The following is a 19247-nucleotide window of genomic DNA, read 5'->3' on the forward strand; positions in this document are numbered from 1 at the left end:
ATCACTCCGAGTCTGATCGTTAATGATTATAAAATTTAAAATCCGGTCTGTCAACTGAAATCGTAAGGCGTCTTATCCATATTGATCATTGCGGGAATCTTGAAGAGGTTCTCCTCCGTCAGACGGACCGGCCGGACTTCCCGATCGACATGGTCCGCATCCGGGGCGTGTCCGACGGCTTCCTGTGTGATGCCGAACTTGTCATGCAGCGCTTCGATCAGCGTTGTATGACGGGTGATGCCCTCATTGCTCAGCGCATCGTAAAAGGCCTTTTCATCCCCGCACAGTATCAGTGACTCCTTGGCCCTCGTGATGCCTGTATAAATGATGTTCTTGATCAGCATATGCCTGTAGCTTTTAACCAGCGGCATGATGACGATCGGGTATTCACTGCCCTGGGCCTTGTGGATGCTTGTACAATAAGCATGGGCAAGCTCACTCAAGTCTTTGCGCTCATATGCGATGTGCCGGCCGTCATAATCGACGATCAGCATATCCTTCTCCGCTTTCGCGTCCCCATCTTTAAGTATGACCTCATCTATGATGCCGGAGTCGCCGTTGAAGATGTTATCTTCACGGCGGTTGATCAGCTGGAGCACTTTGTCCCCCGTACGGAACTGGATATCACCGAATTTGATTTCCTCTTTATCCTCATCAAGGGGGTTCAATATCTCCTGAAGCACCTGATTGAGTTTATTGATGCCGGCATTGCCCCTGTAGATCGGTGCAAGCACCTGGATGTCACGCATGTCGTAGCCCTTCTCCACTGCGCGGCTCACGATGTTGTCCACGAGTCCTGAAATCTGGCTGATGTTCGCAGTGATGAAGACCCGGTCCCTGAACTTCATTCTGATATCGATCGGCTTTTCCTCTTTGATGTCGTGGGCGAGCTTGATGATGGATGAGCCTTCACCCTGTCTGTAGATTTTAGTCAGTTCGGTCACTTTGATGACATCCGATTCAATCAGGTCGTTGAAAACCTTGCCCGGACCGACGGACGGGAGCTGGTCCCTGTCCCCGACGAACACGAGCTTGGTCTCGCTCGGCACATTCCTGAGCAGCTGATAGAAAAGCCATGTATCCACCATGGACATTTCATCGATGATGATCATTTTGGCATTCAGCTCTATATCCAGAAAATCATCTTTCTCCGTATCCTGCCCCCAGCCGATCAGACGGTGGATCGTTGATGCTTCAATCCCTGTGGATTCGCTCAACCGTTTTGCCGCACGTCCCGTCGGGGCGACAAGCTTGATGGGATACTCACCTTCATCATATTCTTCAAATTCTTCATATCCTTTAAGCGAATGATAACACCCGATGATCCCTTTGACGATCGTCGTTTTCCCGGTACCCGGCCCGCCTGTGATGATTGAAATCTTTTCATTCACGGCACTGTGGATAGCTGAGGTTTGTTCATCATTGTAAGTGATCTGCTCATCCCGCTCAATTTCTTCCAGTTCTTCATCGACTTGCTCTTCATCGAAGTCTTCAGAATCCATATATTTCACGATACGGTAAATTTCGTCCGCCGATTTATGCTCGGCATAAAAAATCGTGGGCAGATAGATTTTGCCTTCAAACACGACGATCTTTTCATCTTGTTTGAGTTCGGTGAGCACGCCTTCGATATCTTCATCTTCAAACTGGTCCTGCCCGTTATATTCAAGTAGTTTCTTCAATTCCACATTTAAGATTTCATGGCCGATGTAAGTATGCCCGGTGGACAGTGTGATGTCTTCGACGATATACAGGAGACCGGCTTTCAGCCTGCCGATATCATCAGGCTGTATGCCCTGGGCAAGCGCAATCTTATCAGCTGTATTGAAGCCGATTCCATCAATGTCCGCCACCATCCTGTATGGTGACTTCTCCAGGATCTTTAATGTATGGTCCCCGTAATGTTTTAATATTTTCGCACTCATCCTTGCGCCGAAACCGAGTTCGTTGAGACGGATGATGATCTCCTCGGTTTTTTTATTCTCAAGGATCGTATGGTGGATCATGTCGATCTTTGACCTGGACAGACCGCCGACGGCTTTCAGCGCGTCTTTATCGTCCGATATGATCTCGAGGGCGTTATAGCCGAGTTTAGCCACTATCTTTTCAGCCGTCTTCAGGCCGATGCCCTTGAACGTATCACTGGCCAGATACTGTATCACGCCTTCGTCCGTCTTCGGCAGTTCGCGTTTGAAATGGGTTGCATTGAACTGCTCGCCGAACCTCGCATGATTCGTGATGCCTCCGGTGAACCTGTATGTCTCACCTTCGGTTATATCATGGAAATAGCCGGTGACGATCGCATCGAAAACGAAATTTGTGTTGGTTTCATCAATGGTGACTTTCAATACAAAAAAGCGTGTTTTTTCGCTTTGAAAAATGACACGCTCAACTTCACCGATGATATAATTCTCATCATAAATGGACGACTGTTCCATAATAATCACCGCCGTTTAAAATATACTAATCTGAAACCTTCTTCAATGCATGATGTGAAAGATGGTGATCCGCCTGCACTTCTATTGCATTCTCAAAGTGCACCTTAGCAGCAGCTGCATCTTCATCCCGCACGAGCTTGAGCAGGCCGAGGTTGTATTCCGCATCCGCATGCGGCGTGCTTTCCACGACCTGCTTCAAAAGCCTCTCGGCCGGATCGAAAAGGTTCAGCTGGCAGCACAGCAGCCCGTACTGGAAATTCGTCTCGATATCATCGGGCCTTTCCTGATGCGCCACTTCAAAAAACTGCATTGCGTTTCCAGGCTCGTTCGTATGCACATAGCTCATGGCGAGCATGAAATTCAGATCCGCATCTTTTGGATTCCTGCTGTAGGCAAGCAGGTACAGCCTGATTGCCTCCTCATACCGCTCATGGTTGAAATATATGTTCGCCAGGCTGTAGAAGGCACTGGTGCTATGCGGATTCAGGTCAATGGCCTTCTGCAGGAATTTCTCCGCTTCCTCGTCACGGCCGAGACGGTGCAGCAGATTGCCGCCGTTGATATAATGCACTTCTTCATCAGGCGCTTCTTCTATGCTCGTGAAGATCGACTGGAGCGCTTCTTCCGTATTCCCTTTTTTCAATGCATCTTCGTAAGGCAGGCTCATCCCAGGTACTCCAATACTTTTTCTTCGTTATACACCGTATCGATCGTCGCGCCGCCGAGACAGACATCCCCATCATAAAGGACAACGGCCTGGCCCGGTGTCACCGCTCTGGCAGGCGCGTCGAAAACGACTTCAATGGTGTCGTCATCGATCCTGAGGACCGTCACGGGCACATCCTGCTGTCTGTATCTGAACTTTGCGGTGCAGTGGCGTCCGTCTTCGACATCGTTGATGAAATTCACGTCTGAAGCGGTGAGCTTGGTCGAATACAATGATTCATTTTCATATTGCGAAACGACATACAGTTCATTCGTCGCGAGGTTTTTACCTGCAACGAAATACGGTCCGCCTTCGCCGCCGATGCCGAGTCCCTGACGCTGACCGATGGTGTAGTACATCAAACCGTCATGTGAGCCCATATCCTCTCCTGTATCGAGGTTGATCATACGGCCCGGATTTGCAGGAAGGTAGCCGCTCAGAAATTCCTTGAAGTCGCGCTCTCCGATGAAGCATATGCCCGTTGAATCTTTTTTGTCTTTTGTCGCCAGATCGTAGTCATTCGCAAGGGCCCTCACTTCGGACTTCTCGAGATGGCCGAGCGGGAACATGACTTTTGAAAGCTGTTCCTGCGACAGCTGGTTCAGGAAGTATGTCTGGTCCTTATTGTTGTCGACACCCCTCATCATGGTGACTGAGCCGTCTTCATGGCTCACTCTTGCATAATGTCCCGTCGCCACATAGTCCGCGCCGAGCTTCATGGCATGATCGAGGAACGCCTTGAATTTGATTTCTTTATTGCACATCACGTCGGGATTGGGTGTGCGCCCTTTTTCGTATTCCTCAAGAAAATATTTGAACACTCTGTCATAATATTCCTTTTCAAAGTTGACCGAATAGTACGGGATGCCGATCTGTTCGGCCACCAGCCTCACATCTTCATAATCTTCCGTCGCCGTACATACACCGAACTCATCCGTGTCGTCCCAGTTCTTCATGAATATACCGATTACGTTATACCCCTGTTCTTTCAGCAGCTGTGCAGTGACTGAAGAATCGACACCTCCGCTCATACCAACGACGACTGTTGTTTGTGATGGATCCATTTAAAACATTCCTTTCTCAATTCAAATCATTTCATTTTGACAATCTCTTATAAATCGCATCCAATTGACTAACAATTTCAGTGACCTCATCCTCTTCCATCAAATAGGAAAAGCTGAAGCGGACGGAACAGAGCGCCCTTTCTTCATCCTCATACATGGACTGGATGACATGGGAAGGCTGCACCGTGCCTGCATTGCAGGCCGACCCTGCTGAAACGAATATGCCCGCCATATCGAGTGCTGTGAGCAGGAATTCAGCTTCGCTCCACGGGAAATATATATTCGTGATGTGACTGGCCTGTTGGTTCAGGTCGCCATTCACTTCGAATGGGATTTTCTTTGCAGTCAGTTCATTCAGGAAACGCTCCTTCAGCTGCATCTCTTTTAAGCTTCTTTGAGCCCTTTCATCAGCCGCTTTCTCCATGGCAAGTGCCAGAGCATGCACCCACATGACGTTCTCCGTACCTGCCCGTCTTGACAATTCATGGGAGCCGCCGGTGAGCTGGGCTGACAACTTGATTCCTTCCCTCAGATAAAGCAGGCCGATGCCTTTCGGTCCGTATATTTTATGACCGCTCAAAGTCAACATATCTGCACCCAGTTTCTGCACATCGACTTCCATATGGCCGAAAGCCTGGACTGCATCGACATGGAGCAGTGCCTGATGGTCTTTAAGGATTTCGGCGATTTCAAAGACCGGCTGGATACTGCCCGTTTCGTTATTGACGAGCATGATGGAAACCAATACTGTATTACTTCTCAGGCTGTTTTTCAAGTCGTCGGCGTCTATCAGCCCATTCTCGGAAGCTTTGAGAAAAGTGACTTCGAATGCCTCGCTTAAATTTTGATAGGTCGTCCTTACAGAAGCATGCTCAATGTCAGTCGTTATCATATGCGGTCTTTCATGCCGGTCTGCCGTGCCTCTGATCGCCAGATTGTTCGCTTCGGTCGCACCGCTTGTGATGATGATCTCCTTAGGCTTCGCATTGATCTTCTGCGAGATGTGCGTGCGGTGCTTCTGCAGGGCCGCTTTCGCATCTTTCCCCGGACGGTGGATGCTTGACGGGTTGCCGAAGACATCTGCGCTGTCCATGACTTCATTTAAGATTTCTCTATCGAATGGTGTCGTCGATGCATAGTCGACATATACTGACATTTCATTCACCCTCAACCAATTTAAATTAATAACTAATATATTTTAACATGTTTCAATGTAAATTTATAATGTTTGAAACCAATTGTTAGCTATAATCCATATAAATTTGTACACTTTTATACAGATAATATGAAACAGGAGATGAAAGAATGCCTAAAAGATTGAATATATCAGCATTGAACCTTGTACCGGTGAGGGCAGGGACCGATGCCACACAGGCCATCGAAGACATGGTCGGCCTTGCAAAACATATTGATGCGTCCAAATATCAGAGATACTGGATATCCGAGCATCATAACATGACCTCGATCGCATCATCTGCAACACGGATCCTCATCAAGCACATTCTCGAAAACACGAAGAACATACGGGTCGGGAGCGGAGGCGTCATGCTGCCCAACCATTCACCGTTGATCGTGGCGGAAGAGTTCGGCACCATGCACGCCATATATGGCGACCGTCTGGATATCGGTCTCGGGCGGGCGCCCGGCACGGACATGGCGACTGCCAATGCCATCAGGCGCAGCAACCATGACGGGGTGTTTTCATTCAAAAGCGAAATTGAAGAGTTGAAAAGGTATCTGTCGACCGTACCGACACATGTCACCGCCTATCCGGGACAGGGCACCGAGATTCCATTATATGTGCTTGGCTCATCGACGGACTCGGCTCATATCGCCGCTGAACTCGGTCTGCCCTATGCATTCGCCGCACATTTTGCCCCTGCAAAGATGGAGAACGCATTTAAAATATACGACGATAATTTCAGACCGTCCAATCAGCTCGAAGCACCTTATAAGATGGCAAGCTTGAATGTGATCATGGCGGATACGAACGAGGAAGCGGAATTCATCAAGACAACCCACTACCTCAACATCCTGAACCTGATCAGGAACACCCGCGGGCAGCTGCCGAAGCCTGTTGAAAATATGGAAGAGCACTGGGCGCCGAGAGAGGAGCAGGCAGTGAAAACACAGTTTCCTGTTGCCTTTTCGGGAGATAAGAAAAAAGCGATGGAAGAGCTGCGGTTGTTCCAGAACCAGTTCGATGTCGATGAAATCATGGCTGTTTCATATATCTATGATATGGATGCCCTTAAGAAATCGTATGACCTGTTTGAAGAACTGGTCGATGAGTATAACGGTGAGTAGGTTGATCATTATCAGCCCATGATCCGGAAACATGAAAAACTGGCACTGGGACAGAATTTTATATGAAAAAAAAATCCGTACATTTGCTTTCCCGGGGCATCTCGCAAGCCTGTAGTCTTGCGCGATGCTGTTCCCCTGGGAGTCAAACGTACGGATTTTTCATCTCTTTCATTCAATTAATGCTTTTTTTAAGGACTATGTCCCAGCCCCAGTTTTTTTATTCGTCCCCCACATCAGCGACCACTGTCAGCTGATAATCGATCAGGATCACCGAGCGGACGGCTCTGCCTTCCGCCCCGCCTTTCATCACCGGACCGACATAATGGCTCACACTGGAATCTTCCACACCGTAAGATTCAAGCGGTCTGTTCAGCTTGAAGACTTCATGCAGGTCTTCGTCGGCCACTTCTTCCGGCTGCTTACCGCCGACTGAAGGGACACCGATGGCATTCAGCCCGCCTTTCACGTTTCTCCTCTCGATCAGGTGGGCGAAGGTGAACGGCTCCCCGTCCTGATGCAGGCAGTCCGGGGAAGACACCGCACGGTCCCCTTCCTTCTCCACTTCCAGTTTTACAAAGTGCACACCGACATGGATCGGCATGATCTGATCTTCTTCCCCCCAGAAAGTTTCTTCATAGTCTGCCATGATTATTTTATTAAGCAGTTCATTCTCAAGGATATGCGGGTCGATTGCGTGGAATTCGCGGTAGGAACCCGGGTGTTCAGGGTTGAACTTCCCTTGGAAGTAAGCCGCATACTCATTCCCGTCCCTCTCCACGTTCGGCAACCATTCAAGGCTTTTCGAAGTCGGCAGCACCAGTGCACGGGAATATCTCCTGTAACGGTTCAGCTCAGGTGCATAGTCGTCCACCGGCAAATCTTCGAAATAATCCAGAAGCACTTTATAGTCCGTTTTGATGCCTTCGTACTCCAATGCATCCATGTAATCATAGATTGCATAGCCTTTACTCTTCAACTGACTCATGATCATCGTTCCTTTACATTGTTTTGTCAATAATCCATTCTAACATAAAATGAGGGTTGCCTTCAGAATGGCCAGTCATAAAAAATGACAGGCGCAATGCGCCTGTCATTTTTTATAGATTTCCAATTCTTCATGCTCGACATTATCTATTTTTTCCAGATCCTCAAGGATGCCCTGAAGATCGTTCGGGTGACACAGGGTCATCACGCTCGGCCCCGCCCCGCTGATGACGGTCGCATAGGCGTCATTCTTCAGGGCGCTTTCCTTGATGTCATCGAATTCCTTGATGAGGGGCTTGCGGTAGATTTCATGGAACTGGTCCTTCATCATCAGTTTGCCCATATCGACATACTCTTTGTTGAATAAAGAGAACAGCATGACATTGTTGATGGCATTCTGATTCACCGCAGTCTGCCTGTCATAAGAATCAGGCAGGGCCCTTCTCGCCTCATTCGTATTGATCATGTAGTTCGGCACAGAGACGACCAGAGAAAAATCGACGTCATCCAGCACATGATAATACAGTTCGCCGTGATTGTAATAACCAACGAACACCCCGCCTGTGATGCACGGTCCGATGTTATCCGGGTGGCCTTCGATATCGCAGCCGAGCATTATTTTGTCATGGTCGGATAAATTCAACTCGCAGAAATGGGCGGCCAGTTCGATGCCTGCCACAATTGCGGAAGAGGAACTGCCGAGCCCGTGCGCAAGCGGTATTTCACTGTCCATCTCCACCGTGACCGGCGGCATTTCCTTATTATACTTCAAGGCGATGCTTTTCGCAGTTGAAATGACAAGGTTGTCTTCACCGGCCGGGAGGATTTTCAGTTCGGGATTCAAAAACTCTATTTTGAATTCTGCACTTGGATACGCTTTGATCTTCAAAAATTTTGTGACGGCGACACCGATGGAATCAAATCCCAGGCCGAGGTTGGCGCTTGTGGCCGGGATCTTCAGATTAATTTCCTTCATCCGTGTTCAGACTTTCGATGTATTCTGTAATCACCGCTTCGTCATTCGGCAGTATCTTCGGCTGGACCGCAGCCTCATCCACAGCAGTCTGCGGGTCTTTCAGGCCGTTGCCTGTAAGGATTGCCACCACTGTACTGCCTTTTTCGATCCTGCCTTCAGATACCGCCTTGCTCAGGCCGGCGATGCTCGCATTGGAGCCCGGTTCTGCAAACACGCCTTCCTGCCGCGCAAGCCTTGAGTAGGCTTCGAGTATTTCGTCATCGGTGACCGAATCTATGAGGCCGCCAGACTCGTCACGTGCGGCTGTGGCGAGATGCCAGCTGGTCGGATTGCCGATCCTGATTGCCGTACCGACAGTTTCCGGGTTTTCGATCACTTCGTCTTTAGTGATGGCCGCTGCGCCTTCAGCCTCATATCCGAACATCTTCGGCAGCTTTGAGCCTTTCTTTTCGTGATACTCCTTGAACCCTTTCCAATAGGCGGATATATTTCCGGCATTGCCGACAGGGATGAAGAGGTAATCCGGTGCATCATCCAGAGCATCCACAATTTCAAATGCAGATGTCTTCTGGCATTCAATCCTGTAAGGGTTCACCGAGTTGACCAGTGTGACGCCTTCATTGTTTTCCGCCACTTTCCGGACGATTTTCAGGGCATCATCAAAGTTCCCCTGGATCGATACGATTTTTGCACCGTAGACGATGGCCTGTGCAATTTTACCCAGTGCAACCTTCCCTTCCGGAATGACCACAATCGTGTTCAATCCGAGTCTTGAAGCATAGGCGGCCGCTGAAGCCGAAGTATTGCCGGTGGAGGCGCAGATGACCGTATGCGCACCCTCTTCTTTGGCTTTGGCCACGGCGAGCACCATCCCACGGTCTTTAAATGACCCGGTCGGGTTCAGCCCTTCGAATTTACCGAACACGTTGATCCCGTATTCCTCGCTGAAAGACTTCAATGGAATGAGCGGTGTGTTGCCTTCCTGCAGTGATAATTCTGGGGTCGCATCGGTCACCGGCAGGTATTCTTTATATTCTTCCAATAAACCTCTCCAGTAGGTCATCTCACTCATCTCCAATTACAGGGTATTGGGCTTTTGCATTGAGCCCTTCCAGTACATCTTCCAACTGGTTTTCATTCAGTTTTTCAGTCACAGCAACCACTGCCCCACTGGCTGTACTCAGCTTATGCCCGATGTCCTTGCCAACAAGCGCTTTTTTAACTTCTTCTTCTGTGTCATCAAAACGCAGATAGTATTGGTATTCCACGGCTTTGTTTTCGATCACCGCTTCCTCATCCGGCTGGAAGTTGCCGCGGGCCGGGTGCGTCAGCACATGAATCAGATCGGAAACGACTGCACTTGCCGTCTCGAGGCTGCCCGCACCGGGACCGTAATACATCGTCTCGCCGACTGCATTACCGTTGACGTAGACGGCATTCTTCTCATAGTTGACGGAGGCGAGCTGGTGGTCGGCCTTGAAGAATATCGGCTCAACACTTGCACTGATGCTGTCGTCATACTTGCCGATACCGACCAGCTTCATGATGTAGCCGAGGTCCTTTGCAAGCTGGATATCCGTTGCATCGACATTCGAGATGCCTGTGCTCGGCACATCCTTGATATCCACTTTCTTATTGAATGACAACCTTGACAGCAGGACGATCTTCCTGAGGGCATCTATGCCTTCGACGTCATTCGTCGGATCAGCTTCCGCATAGCCCTTTTCCTTTGCATCTTCCAGTGCATCGTCATATGACCACCCGTCGACTGTCATCTTGGTCAGAATATAGTTGGTGGTGCCGTTCAATATTCCCATCACTTCGGAAATCTGATTGGCATTCAATGAATTTTCAATCGTCCTGATGATCGGCACACCGCCCGCGACAGCCGCCTCATAATTCAAATGGACGTTGTTTTCATTCGCAGCTGCCGTCAGATCGTCGATCCTTTCAGCAAGCAGATCTTTATTGGCGGTCACCACATGGACGCCTTTGTTCAGCAGTTGAAGTATGATTTCATATGTGTGGTCGATGCCCCCCATCACTTCGACGGCTGCATCGATATCCGCATTGTAGATGTCATTGATATCATCAGTGATCTCAATGTCGGAGAGATCCACATCACGTGCCTTATCCACGTTTTTGGCAAACACATGTGTGATTGTGACGTCTCCTCCGATCAATGACTGTATCTTCTCTTTGTTGGTATTCAATACTTTAACGACACCTGTTCCTACCGTGCCCATTCCTAAGACAGCAATTTTCATAACATAGAAGCCTCCAAATTAAATACTTATAGATAACCATATTAGATTGAAAAGTTTAAAAATTCAAGATAATATTATTTTAATCTACACATTTCTTCAAATTTCATGTATTATTAAGTCTAAATTTCTATAAAAGGATGTCAGCCAAGTGAAAGTTGCAAAATTCGGTGGCAGTTCATTGTCATCATCCAATCAATTGAAAAAAGTATCAAAAATCATCAAGAATGATCCGGACATCGGTGCAGTTGTCGTCAGTGCACCGGGACGCCGTTTTGAAGATGATATCAAAGTGACGGACCTGCTCATTGCATTGCATGCGAATAAAATTACGGGTCTGCCGTATAATGAAGCACTGGATGCCATCCTCAGCAGATATGAGGAAATCATAACAGGCCTCGGCATCGGTCTTGAGATGCTTGAGAAATTCAGGGAGACGATCCTGTCCTACCTGCAGAACATCACAGATAATGACAGGCTGCTTGATGCATTGAAATCGTGCGGTGAGGATTTCAATGCCCAGATGCTCGCTGAGTACCTCACACTCGAAGGCACAGCTGCTAAATACTACTCGCCGGAGGATGCCGGCATTTACGTGACGGATGAGGCAAGCAATGCCCAGTTGCTGGATGAATCTTATGATAATATCGCCAGACTCAAAGACTCTGAGGAAGTCATCGTCATTCCGGGATTTTTCGGCCTCTCCAAAAACGGCAACATCGTCACATTCCCGAGAGGCGGTTCCGATATTTCCGGTGCCATCGTGGCACGCGGTCTCGATGCCGAGATCTATGAGAACTATACGGATCAGAGCCACATCTACTCGGCCCATCCGGGCTTCATCGAGAATCCGCATGCAATCGAAGAACTGACTTACCGCGAAATGCGGGAACTCTCATACTCCGGTTTCGGCATTTTCCATGATGAAGCGCTGGAACCTCTGTATCAGGTCGAAATTCCGGTGATGATCAAAAACACCAATGAACCACACATCGAAGGCACGAAGATCGTATCCAAGCGGGCACTTTTGAAAGATATTCCTGTCATCGGCATCAGCTGCGATGTAGGGTTCACCGCAATATCGGTCAAAGACTACCTGATGAACCGTCAGGTCGGTTATATGAGGAAACTGCTGCAGATATTCGAAAACCATCGAGTGTCGGTCGAACATATGCCTTCCGGTATCGATAACATCTCGATCATTGCCCGCAGCAAGAATCTGGACGGCAGCAAGACCGAACAGGTCACCGAGGATATCAATGACCAGCTGGAACCTGAAAAAGTGGAAACGGAAGAAAACCTCGCATTGCTCGTCATCGTCGGGGAAGGCATGGAGTACACCGTCGGCCTTGCAAATAAAGCGACGAAGGCACTCACGGAAAATGGGATCAACATCAGGATGATGAACCAGGGTGCTTCAGAATCAAGCATGGTGTTCGCAGTTAAAATGAGCGACTATAAAAAAGCCCTGAGTGCCGTCTACAATGAATATTTCAGAAATATAGACTAAAAAAGAGGCCTTCGGGCCTCTTTTTTTATATCGGGTGTCAAAACCTTCCGGATTTGAAAATGGAATACAACAGACCGAAAAACAGAAATACTGCAAGTACAAAACCGATTTCAATCGCCGGTATCTGCCATATCACCGTGGTCTGTCCGGCAATCGCCGCACCGACGATCAGACCTACCATGATGATGCTGAATGAGAGGAGGACGATACTGAATGAAAGCCTGTTGCCGATCCGGTCCATTCGCCGGAACAATTCTTCAAACCGTCTCAGGGACAGCTGCACCGGAATCTTTTTATCACGCAGCGACTCAGAGAATATCCTGAGATTGTCAGTGACGTCCACAGCCGTGTCACTGGCCTCCTGTAAATTGCTGTAGGCACGTGTCGCCAAATTCCTCGGGTCATACTTTTCTTTGACAAGCAGTCTGCCGAACGGCTCGGCCACATCCATTATACTGAATTCGGGATCCAGGCTGCTGACGACACTCTCCAGGGTGATGATTGATTTTCCAAGTATGGTGAAGTCCTGAGGCAATCCGATGCGATGCTTGTTGGCAATTTGAAAGATGTCCTGGACGCCTTCACCGATATTCACCTCACCAAGCGGCTGATCATAGTATTTATCCCTTATTTTCTCAGCATCCCGATTAAGGACACCCATATCGACGCCGGCCGGGACGATGCCCATTTTGGTTATGGCCCGTACTACCCCCGAGGCATCTTTCCTCATCATGCTGATCAGGAGCGAGCCGAAGTTATATTTCATTTCGGATGACAACCTGCCGACCATGCCGAAGTCCATGAGAGCGATTGAACCATCTTCAAGCACACTGACATTGCCGGGATGCGGGTCGCCATGGAAAAATCCCTCCACTATGATCTGGTGAAATATCGCATTCGACAATTTTTCCGCCAGAACCTCCCTCGAGAATCCTTTCTCCTCCAGTTCTGCATGGCGGTTGATCGGTATACCGTCTATGAATTCCATGACCAGCACATTTTTCGTCGAAAGTTCCCTGACCATTTCCGGGATTTTGATTCCGCTGTCATTTTCAAACTGTTTTTGTATCTTATCCGCATTATTGGCTTCTATTGTATAATCCAGTTCATCCAGAATCGCTTCCGAGAACTCTTCGACCATATCTCTGACATGATAACGCTTCGCCCATTCCATGCGCTGTTCTGCCAGGGTGGCAAGATGGTGCAGTATTTCAAGATCATTACGCATCGTCTTTTCAATGTGGGGACGCTGGACTTTGACTGCCACGACCTGCCCTTCCACAGTCTGTGCCTTGTGCACCTGACCTGTCGAAGCGGAACCCAGCGGCTTTTCGTCCATATTCAAAAAGACATCATCCACTTTCACACCCAGCGAGTCCTCGATGACCCTCGTCACATCCTCGAAGCTGAACGGCGGGACATCGCTTTGAAGTTTCTCCAGTTCCTCTATGATATCCTTAGGAATCAGGTCCGGCCTGGTACTGGCAATCTGGCCGAGTTTGATGAAAGTCGGGCCCATCTCTTCGATGAACAGCCGTATACGTTCACCCCTGGATTTTTCCTCGGCACTTTTCTGCTGCCTTAAAATGATCCTTTTCGGCAGGCTCAGCAATTCATCGAGACCGAGTTCCTCAACCAGGAACCCGAAGCCGGCATAAGAGAAGTTCATGGCGATTTCCCTGTAACGGTTAATGTATTCAATACGTTTTTTTATAATCATATAAAAACTCCAAAATAATTATTTATATATGGAACATATAATCATCAAGACCCTCACCGTCATACTCGACCATATCCTTCAATGTGGTATGATCCAGCACATCACTGATGGCATCCCTGATCCTCCCCCAGAGGAACCTCTCATTGTTGCCGTCCTTTTCATCACTTTCAACTGCAACGATGTTCTCTTCGACGCTTTTGAATATCTGGCCGACCGTGATTTCTTCAGGCGGATGGTTCAGTTCATAGCCGCCGTACGCGCCCCTGGTACTTTTCACCAGATCCTCTTTTTTTAAGCTGGCAACAATCTGTTCCAGATAGAGATCGCTGATGCCGCGTTCCGTAGCGACTGATTTGACACTCCTTCTCTGTTCACCGTAATCCCGGGCAAGTGCCAGCATAAAATATAAACCATATCTTCCACGTGTGGATATTTTCATAATACACCTCTGCATATACTTTTTAATAATCTTGTTAATGTTATAGTATATTAAATATATCATAATAAAACAGTTGGGTGAAAATATGAGTACACAACCATTGAGTTACCGCATGCGTCCAAGGACGATCGACGAAGTGATTTCACAGGAGCATCTGGTGGGTGAAGGCGGGATCATCAGGCGGATGGTCGATGCAAAACGCCTCACTTCGATGATTTTATACGGCCCCCCGGGCATCGGAAAAACCAGTATCGCAAGCGCCATCGCCGGCTCCACAAAATATATGTTCCGAACATTGAATGCTGTTTCAAATACAAAAAAAGATATGCAGCAGATAGTCGAAGAAGGAAAGATGAGCGGAACCGTCATCCTTTTGCTGGATGAAATACACCGCCTGGATAAGGCCAAACAAGATTTCCTGCTGCCACACCTGGAAAAAGGGACCATCATCCTCATCGGTGCCACCACTTCCAATCCATACCATGCCATCAACCCGGCCATCCGGTCCAGAACACAGATATTCGAACTCGAGCTGCTGGATCAGGAAGATCTCAGACTTGCACTTTCACGGGCCATGGAAGATAAGGAACGCGGACTCGGAAATATAAACATCGATATCGATGAAGCGGCCATGGAACATTTCACTTTATCCGCACAGGGGGATGTCAGGAGTGCATTGAATGCACTCGAACTTGCTGCGCTCAGCACAAAGACCGACGGGGACACGGTCCATATCACACTTGACGATGCGAAAGCCTGCATGCAGAAATCGGCCTTTCTTCATGATAAGGACGGGGATGCCCACTATGATGTGATGAGTGCATTCCAAAAATCAATCAGAGGGAGTGATGTGGATGCGAGTCTGCATTACCTTGCAAGGCTGATTGAAGCGGGAGATCTCGTGACGATCGCAAGGCGGATGCTCGTGATTGCTTATGAAGACATCGGTCTTGCCAATCCACAGCTCGCCACGAGGACCCTCAATGCGATCGTCTCGGCCGAGCGACTGGGCTTCCCCGAAGCGAGGATACCGCTTGCCAACGCCGTGGTGGAACTTGCACTTTCCCCCAAATCAAACAGTGCCTATAAGAGCCTGGACAGCGCACTCGCAGACATCAGGAAAGGGAAGGCAGGCACAGTGCCCAAGCACTTGAAGGACGGGCATTACGACAGTGCGGATAAGCTCGGGAACAGTGTCGGCTACCAATATCCGCACAACTTCCCGAATCATGTCGTGGCCCAGCAGTATCTGCCCGAGACTTTGAAGAACAGGCAATACTTCATACCTTCCAAAGATACGAAGTACGAAGGGCAGCTCGAGGAGATTTATTCGAAGCTGAAGACGATACTTCGCAAAAGCAAATAAAAAAAGCACCGGGCGCGCAAGCGCCCGGTACTTAATATTGAAATATCCAAGCCAAGCCGTGTGTCTTAGCTGATTATTTTGGCCTGCTATTTGCAGGTGGGTGTCCTGTTTCCAACTCCAAACGTCCTGGCGTGCAGGCATGTTTTTCGAAGGAAAACCTATTAGACTCCCTTTTAAATTGGTGTTAGGTCAAAATATAATTCAACACATCACGAACTTCTCAGATATTTCTATTACAGACATTATAGCACAGGCCAAAAACTTTGAGAAGCAAAAAGGTATGTAAATTTAAAAAACCTGGCAGACATCGAGCGTACAGCGCTCACAATTGATGTTCCGGCGCAGTGCCTGTATGTCGAGGACTGTAATATATTTGCGCTCGACTTTGACGATACCGTCATTCTTCAGCCCGGCAAGCATCCTGTTGACCACTTCCCTCGAAGTACCGCAAAGCCCTGCAAGTTCCTGGTTGGTCAGCTGGGTGTCGATTAAAACACCATCTCTCACCGGCACACCAAAAGAATTGCACAGGCGTATCAAAATGGAATCCATCGCCCCCTGCTTGCCATACAGGAATAAATCCCGCAATTTAGAAGCATTCCTGTCCCTTTCTATATCAAGCCAGTGCATCCATTCCATCTTCAATTCATCATTCGCCATGATGAATTGATCAAATTGTCTTTTATCAAATTTATATATCACACTGGCACATCTCACTTTGGCATAAGTGGTGTGCTCCCGGGCCGGCGTGAAAATCCCCAGGGCACCGAATATTCCATCCCCCGTCAGATGATTCGTTATCATTTCTTTGCCATCTTCCTGCATCCTGCTGATGAAGATCTCCCCCTCATCTACACAATACACATATTCCGCAGCGTCCCCCGGGTGAAATACATATTCACCCTTATTAAAAATGATCCGCTTACCCTTCTCTTTGATCAAGCGCACGACCGACACGGGTTTGAATATCTCCTCATCCATAATGTGACCCCCCCCCCCCGCCTTCTGAATAAAATAATATCACAATATGTGACTTTTATCACTTTTTTATTTGAAGTCATTATCTATCATCATAAATAAGAATCATTATTATCCAGGGGTGATAACATGACTGAAAAGAATGAAGACCGTGCGAGGGAAAGTCTGGAAATCCATGAAGAAGATCATTCGAAACTCGATTTAAGAGGCACCTTCACGATGGTGCTGTTTTTGGGGGCATTGATGTTCGTCAGCTGGTTCGGAGCTTTCATGCTGTTTTTAGGAAGAATGTAGAAAGGATGAATGAAAGTGCATAAATTTGAAAAGATATGGATGAGCATCGGTACAGGATCTTTGATTTTATTCCTGGTCATTCTGGGTGTTTCTGCCGTCCATGCTGGACATACACCGGCAGCGAGCGGAATAGAGACGATACATCCGGATTATGTCAGGGACGATAACAGATTCAGTGAGCCCGGACTGTATGAATCATCAGAAGAAGGCTATGATTATGACTTGTATTATGTAGCAAGTGCATTCCGCTATGAACCGGCCGAAGTGGAAGTTCCACAGGGGTCGAGGGTGCGCATGCAGGTGGTCACTACGGATGTGGTGCATGGCTTTCAGGTCGTCAATACAAATATCAACATGATGGTGGAACCGGGACTGGTATCCACTTACGGCACAAACTTCAATACCGTGGGAGAATACCTCGTGATCTGCAATGAATATTGTGGTGTCGGACATACCGATATGACTTCCGTCATAAAAGTGGTGCCTGAAGAAGGAGATGCAGAAGATGAGTAGAAATATACACCCCGACAATTTATTTTCGTTGAATAACCGCGTAGATTCAAAAGACGGCAGGCTGGTGCTTGCAAATATGATATGGGTGATATTCGCCCTGTTCATCGGCGGTGCCGCCGGATTGTTGCAGACGCTGGTCAGATCAGGCATGTTTGAACTCCCGTTCGGCATCGGGTACTACCAGCTGCTGACATTACACGGTGTGATACTTGCCCTTGTACTGACCTTCTTCTTCATTATGGGGTTTCAGATTGCGGCCCTGTCAAAGACAGCGGGAGCTCTGAACCGGACGGAAAGAAGGCTGGGATGGATCGGCTTCTGGCTGATGTCTGCCGGCACGCTGGTCGCGGCTGTCATGATTGCCACAAATGAAGCTTCGGTATTATATACTTTCTATGCACCGCTTCAGGCACACGCATTCTATTACATAGCCCTCGCGGTCATCATAGTCGGTACATGGTGCTCTGTTGCCGGACAGCTGATGCGGTATATCAGATGGAAAAGGGAATTCAGAGGTCATAAAACGCCGTTGTTGAGTTATATGGCTTCGATAAACAATGTGATGTGGCTGGTATGTACGATAGGAGTCGCAGCATCAGTCATCTTCCAGTACATCCCTTGGTCCCTCGGCCTGACCGATCGCATCAACGTCTCATTGAGCCGAACGCTGTTTTGGATGTTCGGCCATGCACTTGTATATTTCTGGCTACTCCCCGCCTATATGGCATGGTACGCAGTGCTTCCGAAAGTGCTCGGCACTGAAGGGTTTTCCGACAGTCTTGCACGACTGAGCTTCGTTTTGTTTTTATTCTTCAGCATCCCCGTCGGCATACACCATCAGCTGACCGAACCGGGCATCGATGCATTCTGGAAAGGGCTCCAGGTCGTCCTGACCTTTGCGGTCATCGTACCTTCCCTAATGACTGCATTCAGCCTGTTTGCGGTGTTTGAAACGCACGGACGTCAGATGGGCGCCACGGGCCTGCTCGACTGGTTCAAAAAGCTTCCCTGGAAGGATGCACGCTTCGTCCTCCCTTTCCTTGGCATGCTGTTCTTCATACCGGGCGGCATCGGCGGCATCATCAACGCTTCCGGTCAGATGAACCAGCTCGTCCATAATACGATCTGGGTTGTCGGTCACTTCCACATCACTGTAGGTGCGCCGGTCATACTCACCTACTTCGGCATCATGATGTTCCTGCTGCCGCATATTACAGGCACCAGAATAACAAAGCAATTGAACAATATGGGGCTGTATCTCGGATATACGTGGACATTCGGCATGGGGCTGATGTCGGCGGCAATGCACTTTGCCGGTCTGCGCGGTGCGCCTCGGCGCTCCACCTATTCCGAGTATGGCGGTGCGGGCATCGCAGATGAATGGATCACTTATCAGATACTGCAGGCGGTCGGCGGGACCTTCCTCTTCGTTGCCATCATCATTGCAGTGCTGCTGTTCATCCAGCTGATGACCGGTCCCAAAACAAATGTTCCGGAGGAATTCCCTGTCGCGCCAATGATGGATCAGAATGCGCCGGTCACAAAGTGGCTTGAAAATTGGAGACTGTTGATCATCATCACTGTATTCCTCGTATTGATTGCATATACTGTGCCCATCACACAGATGTTCACGGAAAACATACCGGGTGCCCATGGTTATAAACTCTGGTAAAAAAGGACCGCTGACT

At 48.5% G+C, this 19247-nt stretch carries 17 protein-coding genes and 1 other RNA gene; 6 read left to right on the top strand and 12 right to left on the bottom strand.

All coding sequences use genetic code 11. The features are described 5' to 3' along the window. Positions 1 to 50 precede the first annotated feature (50 nt). Genes recD2 through BUA12_RS02660 form a run of 4 tightly spaced genes read right to left on the bottom strand, consistent with a single transcriptional unit; the run spans position 51 to position 5364 of the window. A complete protein-coding gene (gene recD2 / locus BUA12_RS02645) occupies positions 51 to 2438 on the bottom strand; it encodes an SF1B family DNA helicase RecD2 (RefSeq protein ID WP_072708025.1) in 2388 nt (795 codons plus the stop codon). Between the two features lie 25 nt (positions 2439 to 2463). Continuing rightward, complete coding sequence (locus BUA12_RS02650; protein ID WP_072708027.1) at positions 2464 to 3105, bottom strand: tetratricopeptide repeat protein; 642 nt, start codon at positions 3103 to 3105, stop codon at positions 2464 to 2466. After that, positions 3102 to 4208 (bottom strand): tRNA 2-thiouridine(34) synthase MnmA, encoded by a 1107-nt coding sequence (gene mnmA, locus BUA12_RS02655; RefSeq protein ID WP_072708030.1) that lies wholly within the window; start codon positions 4206 to 4208, stop codon positions 3102 to 3104. Before mnmA ends, BUA12_RS02650 begins: the two co-directional genes overlap by 4 nt. A 31-nt stretch (positions 4209 to 4239) precedes the next feature. Further along, positions 4240 to 5364, bottom strand: coding sequence for a cysteine desulfurase family protein (locus BUA12_RS02660; protein WP_072708033.1), 1125 nt, complete (start codon positions 5362 to 5364; stop codon positions 4240 to 4242). 149 nt (positions 5365 to 5513) lie between these two features. On the opposite strand from BUA12_RS02660, the gene BUA12_RS02665 reads away from it, so the two are divergent. Further along, positions 5514 to 6515 carry an LLM class flavin-dependent oxidoreductase gene (locus BUA12_RS02665; protein WP_072708036.1) on the top strand — a complete coding sequence of 334 codons (1002 nt, stop codon included), beginning with the start codon at positions 5514 to 5516 and terminating at the stop codon, positions 6513 to 6515. Positions 6516 to 6732: 217 nt separating this feature from the next. Here BUA12_RS02665 and BUA12_RS02670 read toward each other — a convergent pair whose 3' ends face one another. The 4 genes from BUA12_RS02670 to BUA12_RS02685 form a co-directional block, all read right to left on the bottom strand. Beyond that, positions 6733 to 7500 carry a 2OG-Fe dioxygenase family protein gene (locus tag BUA12_RS02670; RefSeq protein WP_072708038.1) on the bottom strand — a complete coding sequence of 256 codons (768 nt, stop codon included), beginning with the start codon at positions 7498 to 7500 and terminating at the stop codon, positions 6733 to 6735. A gap of 105 nt (positions 7501 to 7605) precedes the next feature. Beyond that, entirely contained in the window at positions 7606 to 8475 is an 870-nt protein-coding gene (thrB, locus tag BUA12_RS02675) for a homoserine kinase (protein ID WP_072708040.1), read from the bottom strand. Further along, complete coding sequence (gene thrC / locus BUA12_RS02680; RefSeq protein WP_072708042.1) at positions 8462 to 9538, bottom strand: threonine synthase; 1077 nt, start codon at positions 9536 to 9538, stop codon at positions 8462 to 8464. The genes thrB and thrC overlap by 14 nt, the downstream gene beginning before the upstream one ends. Position 9539: 1 nt before the next feature. Continuing rightward, positions 9540 to 10742, bottom strand: a complete 1203-nt coding sequence (locus BUA12_RS02685) for a homoserine dehydrogenase (RefSeq protein ID WP_072708045.1) — start codon at positions 10740 to 10742, stop codon at positions 9540 to 9542. A gap of 148 nt (positions 10743 to 10890) precedes the next feature. On the opposite strand from BUA12_RS02685, the gene BUA12_RS02690 reads away from it, so the two are divergent. Continuing rightward, positions 10891 to 12249, top strand: coding sequence for an aspartate kinase (locus BUA12_RS02690; RefSeq protein ID WP_072708046.1), 1359 nt, complete (start codon positions 10891 to 10893; stop codon positions 12247 to 12249). Between the two features lie 37 nt (positions 12250 to 12286). On the opposite strand, the gene BUA12_RS02695 is transcribed toward BUA12_RS02690, so the two are convergent. Both BUA12_RS02695 and BUA12_RS02700 read right to left on the bottom strand, forming a co-directional pair. Further along, the gene (locus tag BUA12_RS02695) at positions 12287 to 13969 is read right to left on the bottom strand and encodes an ABC1 kinase family protein (protein ID WP_084669852.1); all 1683 of its coding nucleotides are present in this window, start codon (positions 13967 to 13969) and stop codon (positions 12287 to 12289) included. A gap of 22 nt (positions 13970 to 13991) precedes the next feature. Beyond that, on the bottom strand, positions 13992 to 14408 hold the full coding sequence (locus tag BUA12_RS02700; protein ID WP_072708047.1) for an RrF2 family transcriptional regulator: 417 nt from the start codon (positions 14406 to 14408) through the stop codon (positions 13992 to 13994). An 85-nt stretch (positions 14409 to 14493) separates the two neighbouring features. On the opposite strand from BUA12_RS02700, the gene BUA12_RS02705 reads away from it, so the two are divergent. Continuing rightward, positions 14494 to 15774, top strand: coding sequence for a replication-associated recombination protein A (locus BUA12_RS02705; protein WP_072708048.1), 1281 nt, complete (start codon positions 14494 to 14496; stop codon positions 15772 to 15774). Positions 15775 to 15813: 39 nt separating this feature from the next. Here the strand turns inward: BUA12_RS02705 and ssrS are convergent. Then, positions 15814 to 16004: non-coding RNA, 6S RNA (gene ssrS / locus BUA12_RS02710), on the bottom strand. Between the two features lie 58 nt (positions 16005 to 16062). Further along, positions 16063 to 16755: a Crp/Fnr family transcriptional regulator gene (locus BUA12_RS02715; protein ID WP_072708049.1), complete on the bottom strand. Its 693-nt coding sequence runs from the start codon at positions 16753 to 16755 to the stop codon at positions 16063 to 16065. Positions 16756 to 16881: 126 nt separating this feature from the next. On the opposite strand from BUA12_RS02715, the gene BUA12_RS12925 reads away from it, so the two are divergent. The 3 genes from BUA12_RS12925 to BUA12_RS02725 are packed head-to-tail and all read left to right on the top strand — an operon-like array spanning position 16882 to position 19231. After that, complete coding sequence (locus tag BUA12_RS12925; RefSeq protein ID WP_245772730.1) at positions 16882 to 17046, top strand: cytochrome c oxidase subunit 2A; 165 nt, start codon at positions 16882 to 16884, stop codon at positions 17044 to 17046. Between the two features lie 9 nt (positions 17047 to 17055). Next, the gene (locus BUA12_RS02720; protein WP_072708050.1) at positions 17056 to 17559 is read left to right on the top strand and encodes a cupredoxin domain-containing protein; all 504 of its coding nucleotides are present in this window, start codon (positions 17056 to 17058) and stop codon (positions 17557 to 17559) included. Continuing rightward, entirely contained in the window at positions 17552 to 19231 is a 1680-nt protein-coding gene (locus BUA12_RS02725) for a cbb3-type cytochrome c oxidase subunit I (RefSeq protein ID WP_072708051.1), read from the top strand. Before BUA12_RS02720 ends, BUA12_RS02725 begins: the two co-directional genes overlap by 8 nt. Positions 19232 to 19247 lie beyond the last annotated feature (16 nt).

This window comes from Lacicoccus alkaliphilus DSM 16010 (assembly GCF_900142805.1).
Lineage (GTDB): Bacteria > Bacillota > Bacilli > Staphylococcales > Salinicoccaceae > Lacicoccus > Lacicoccus alkaliphilus.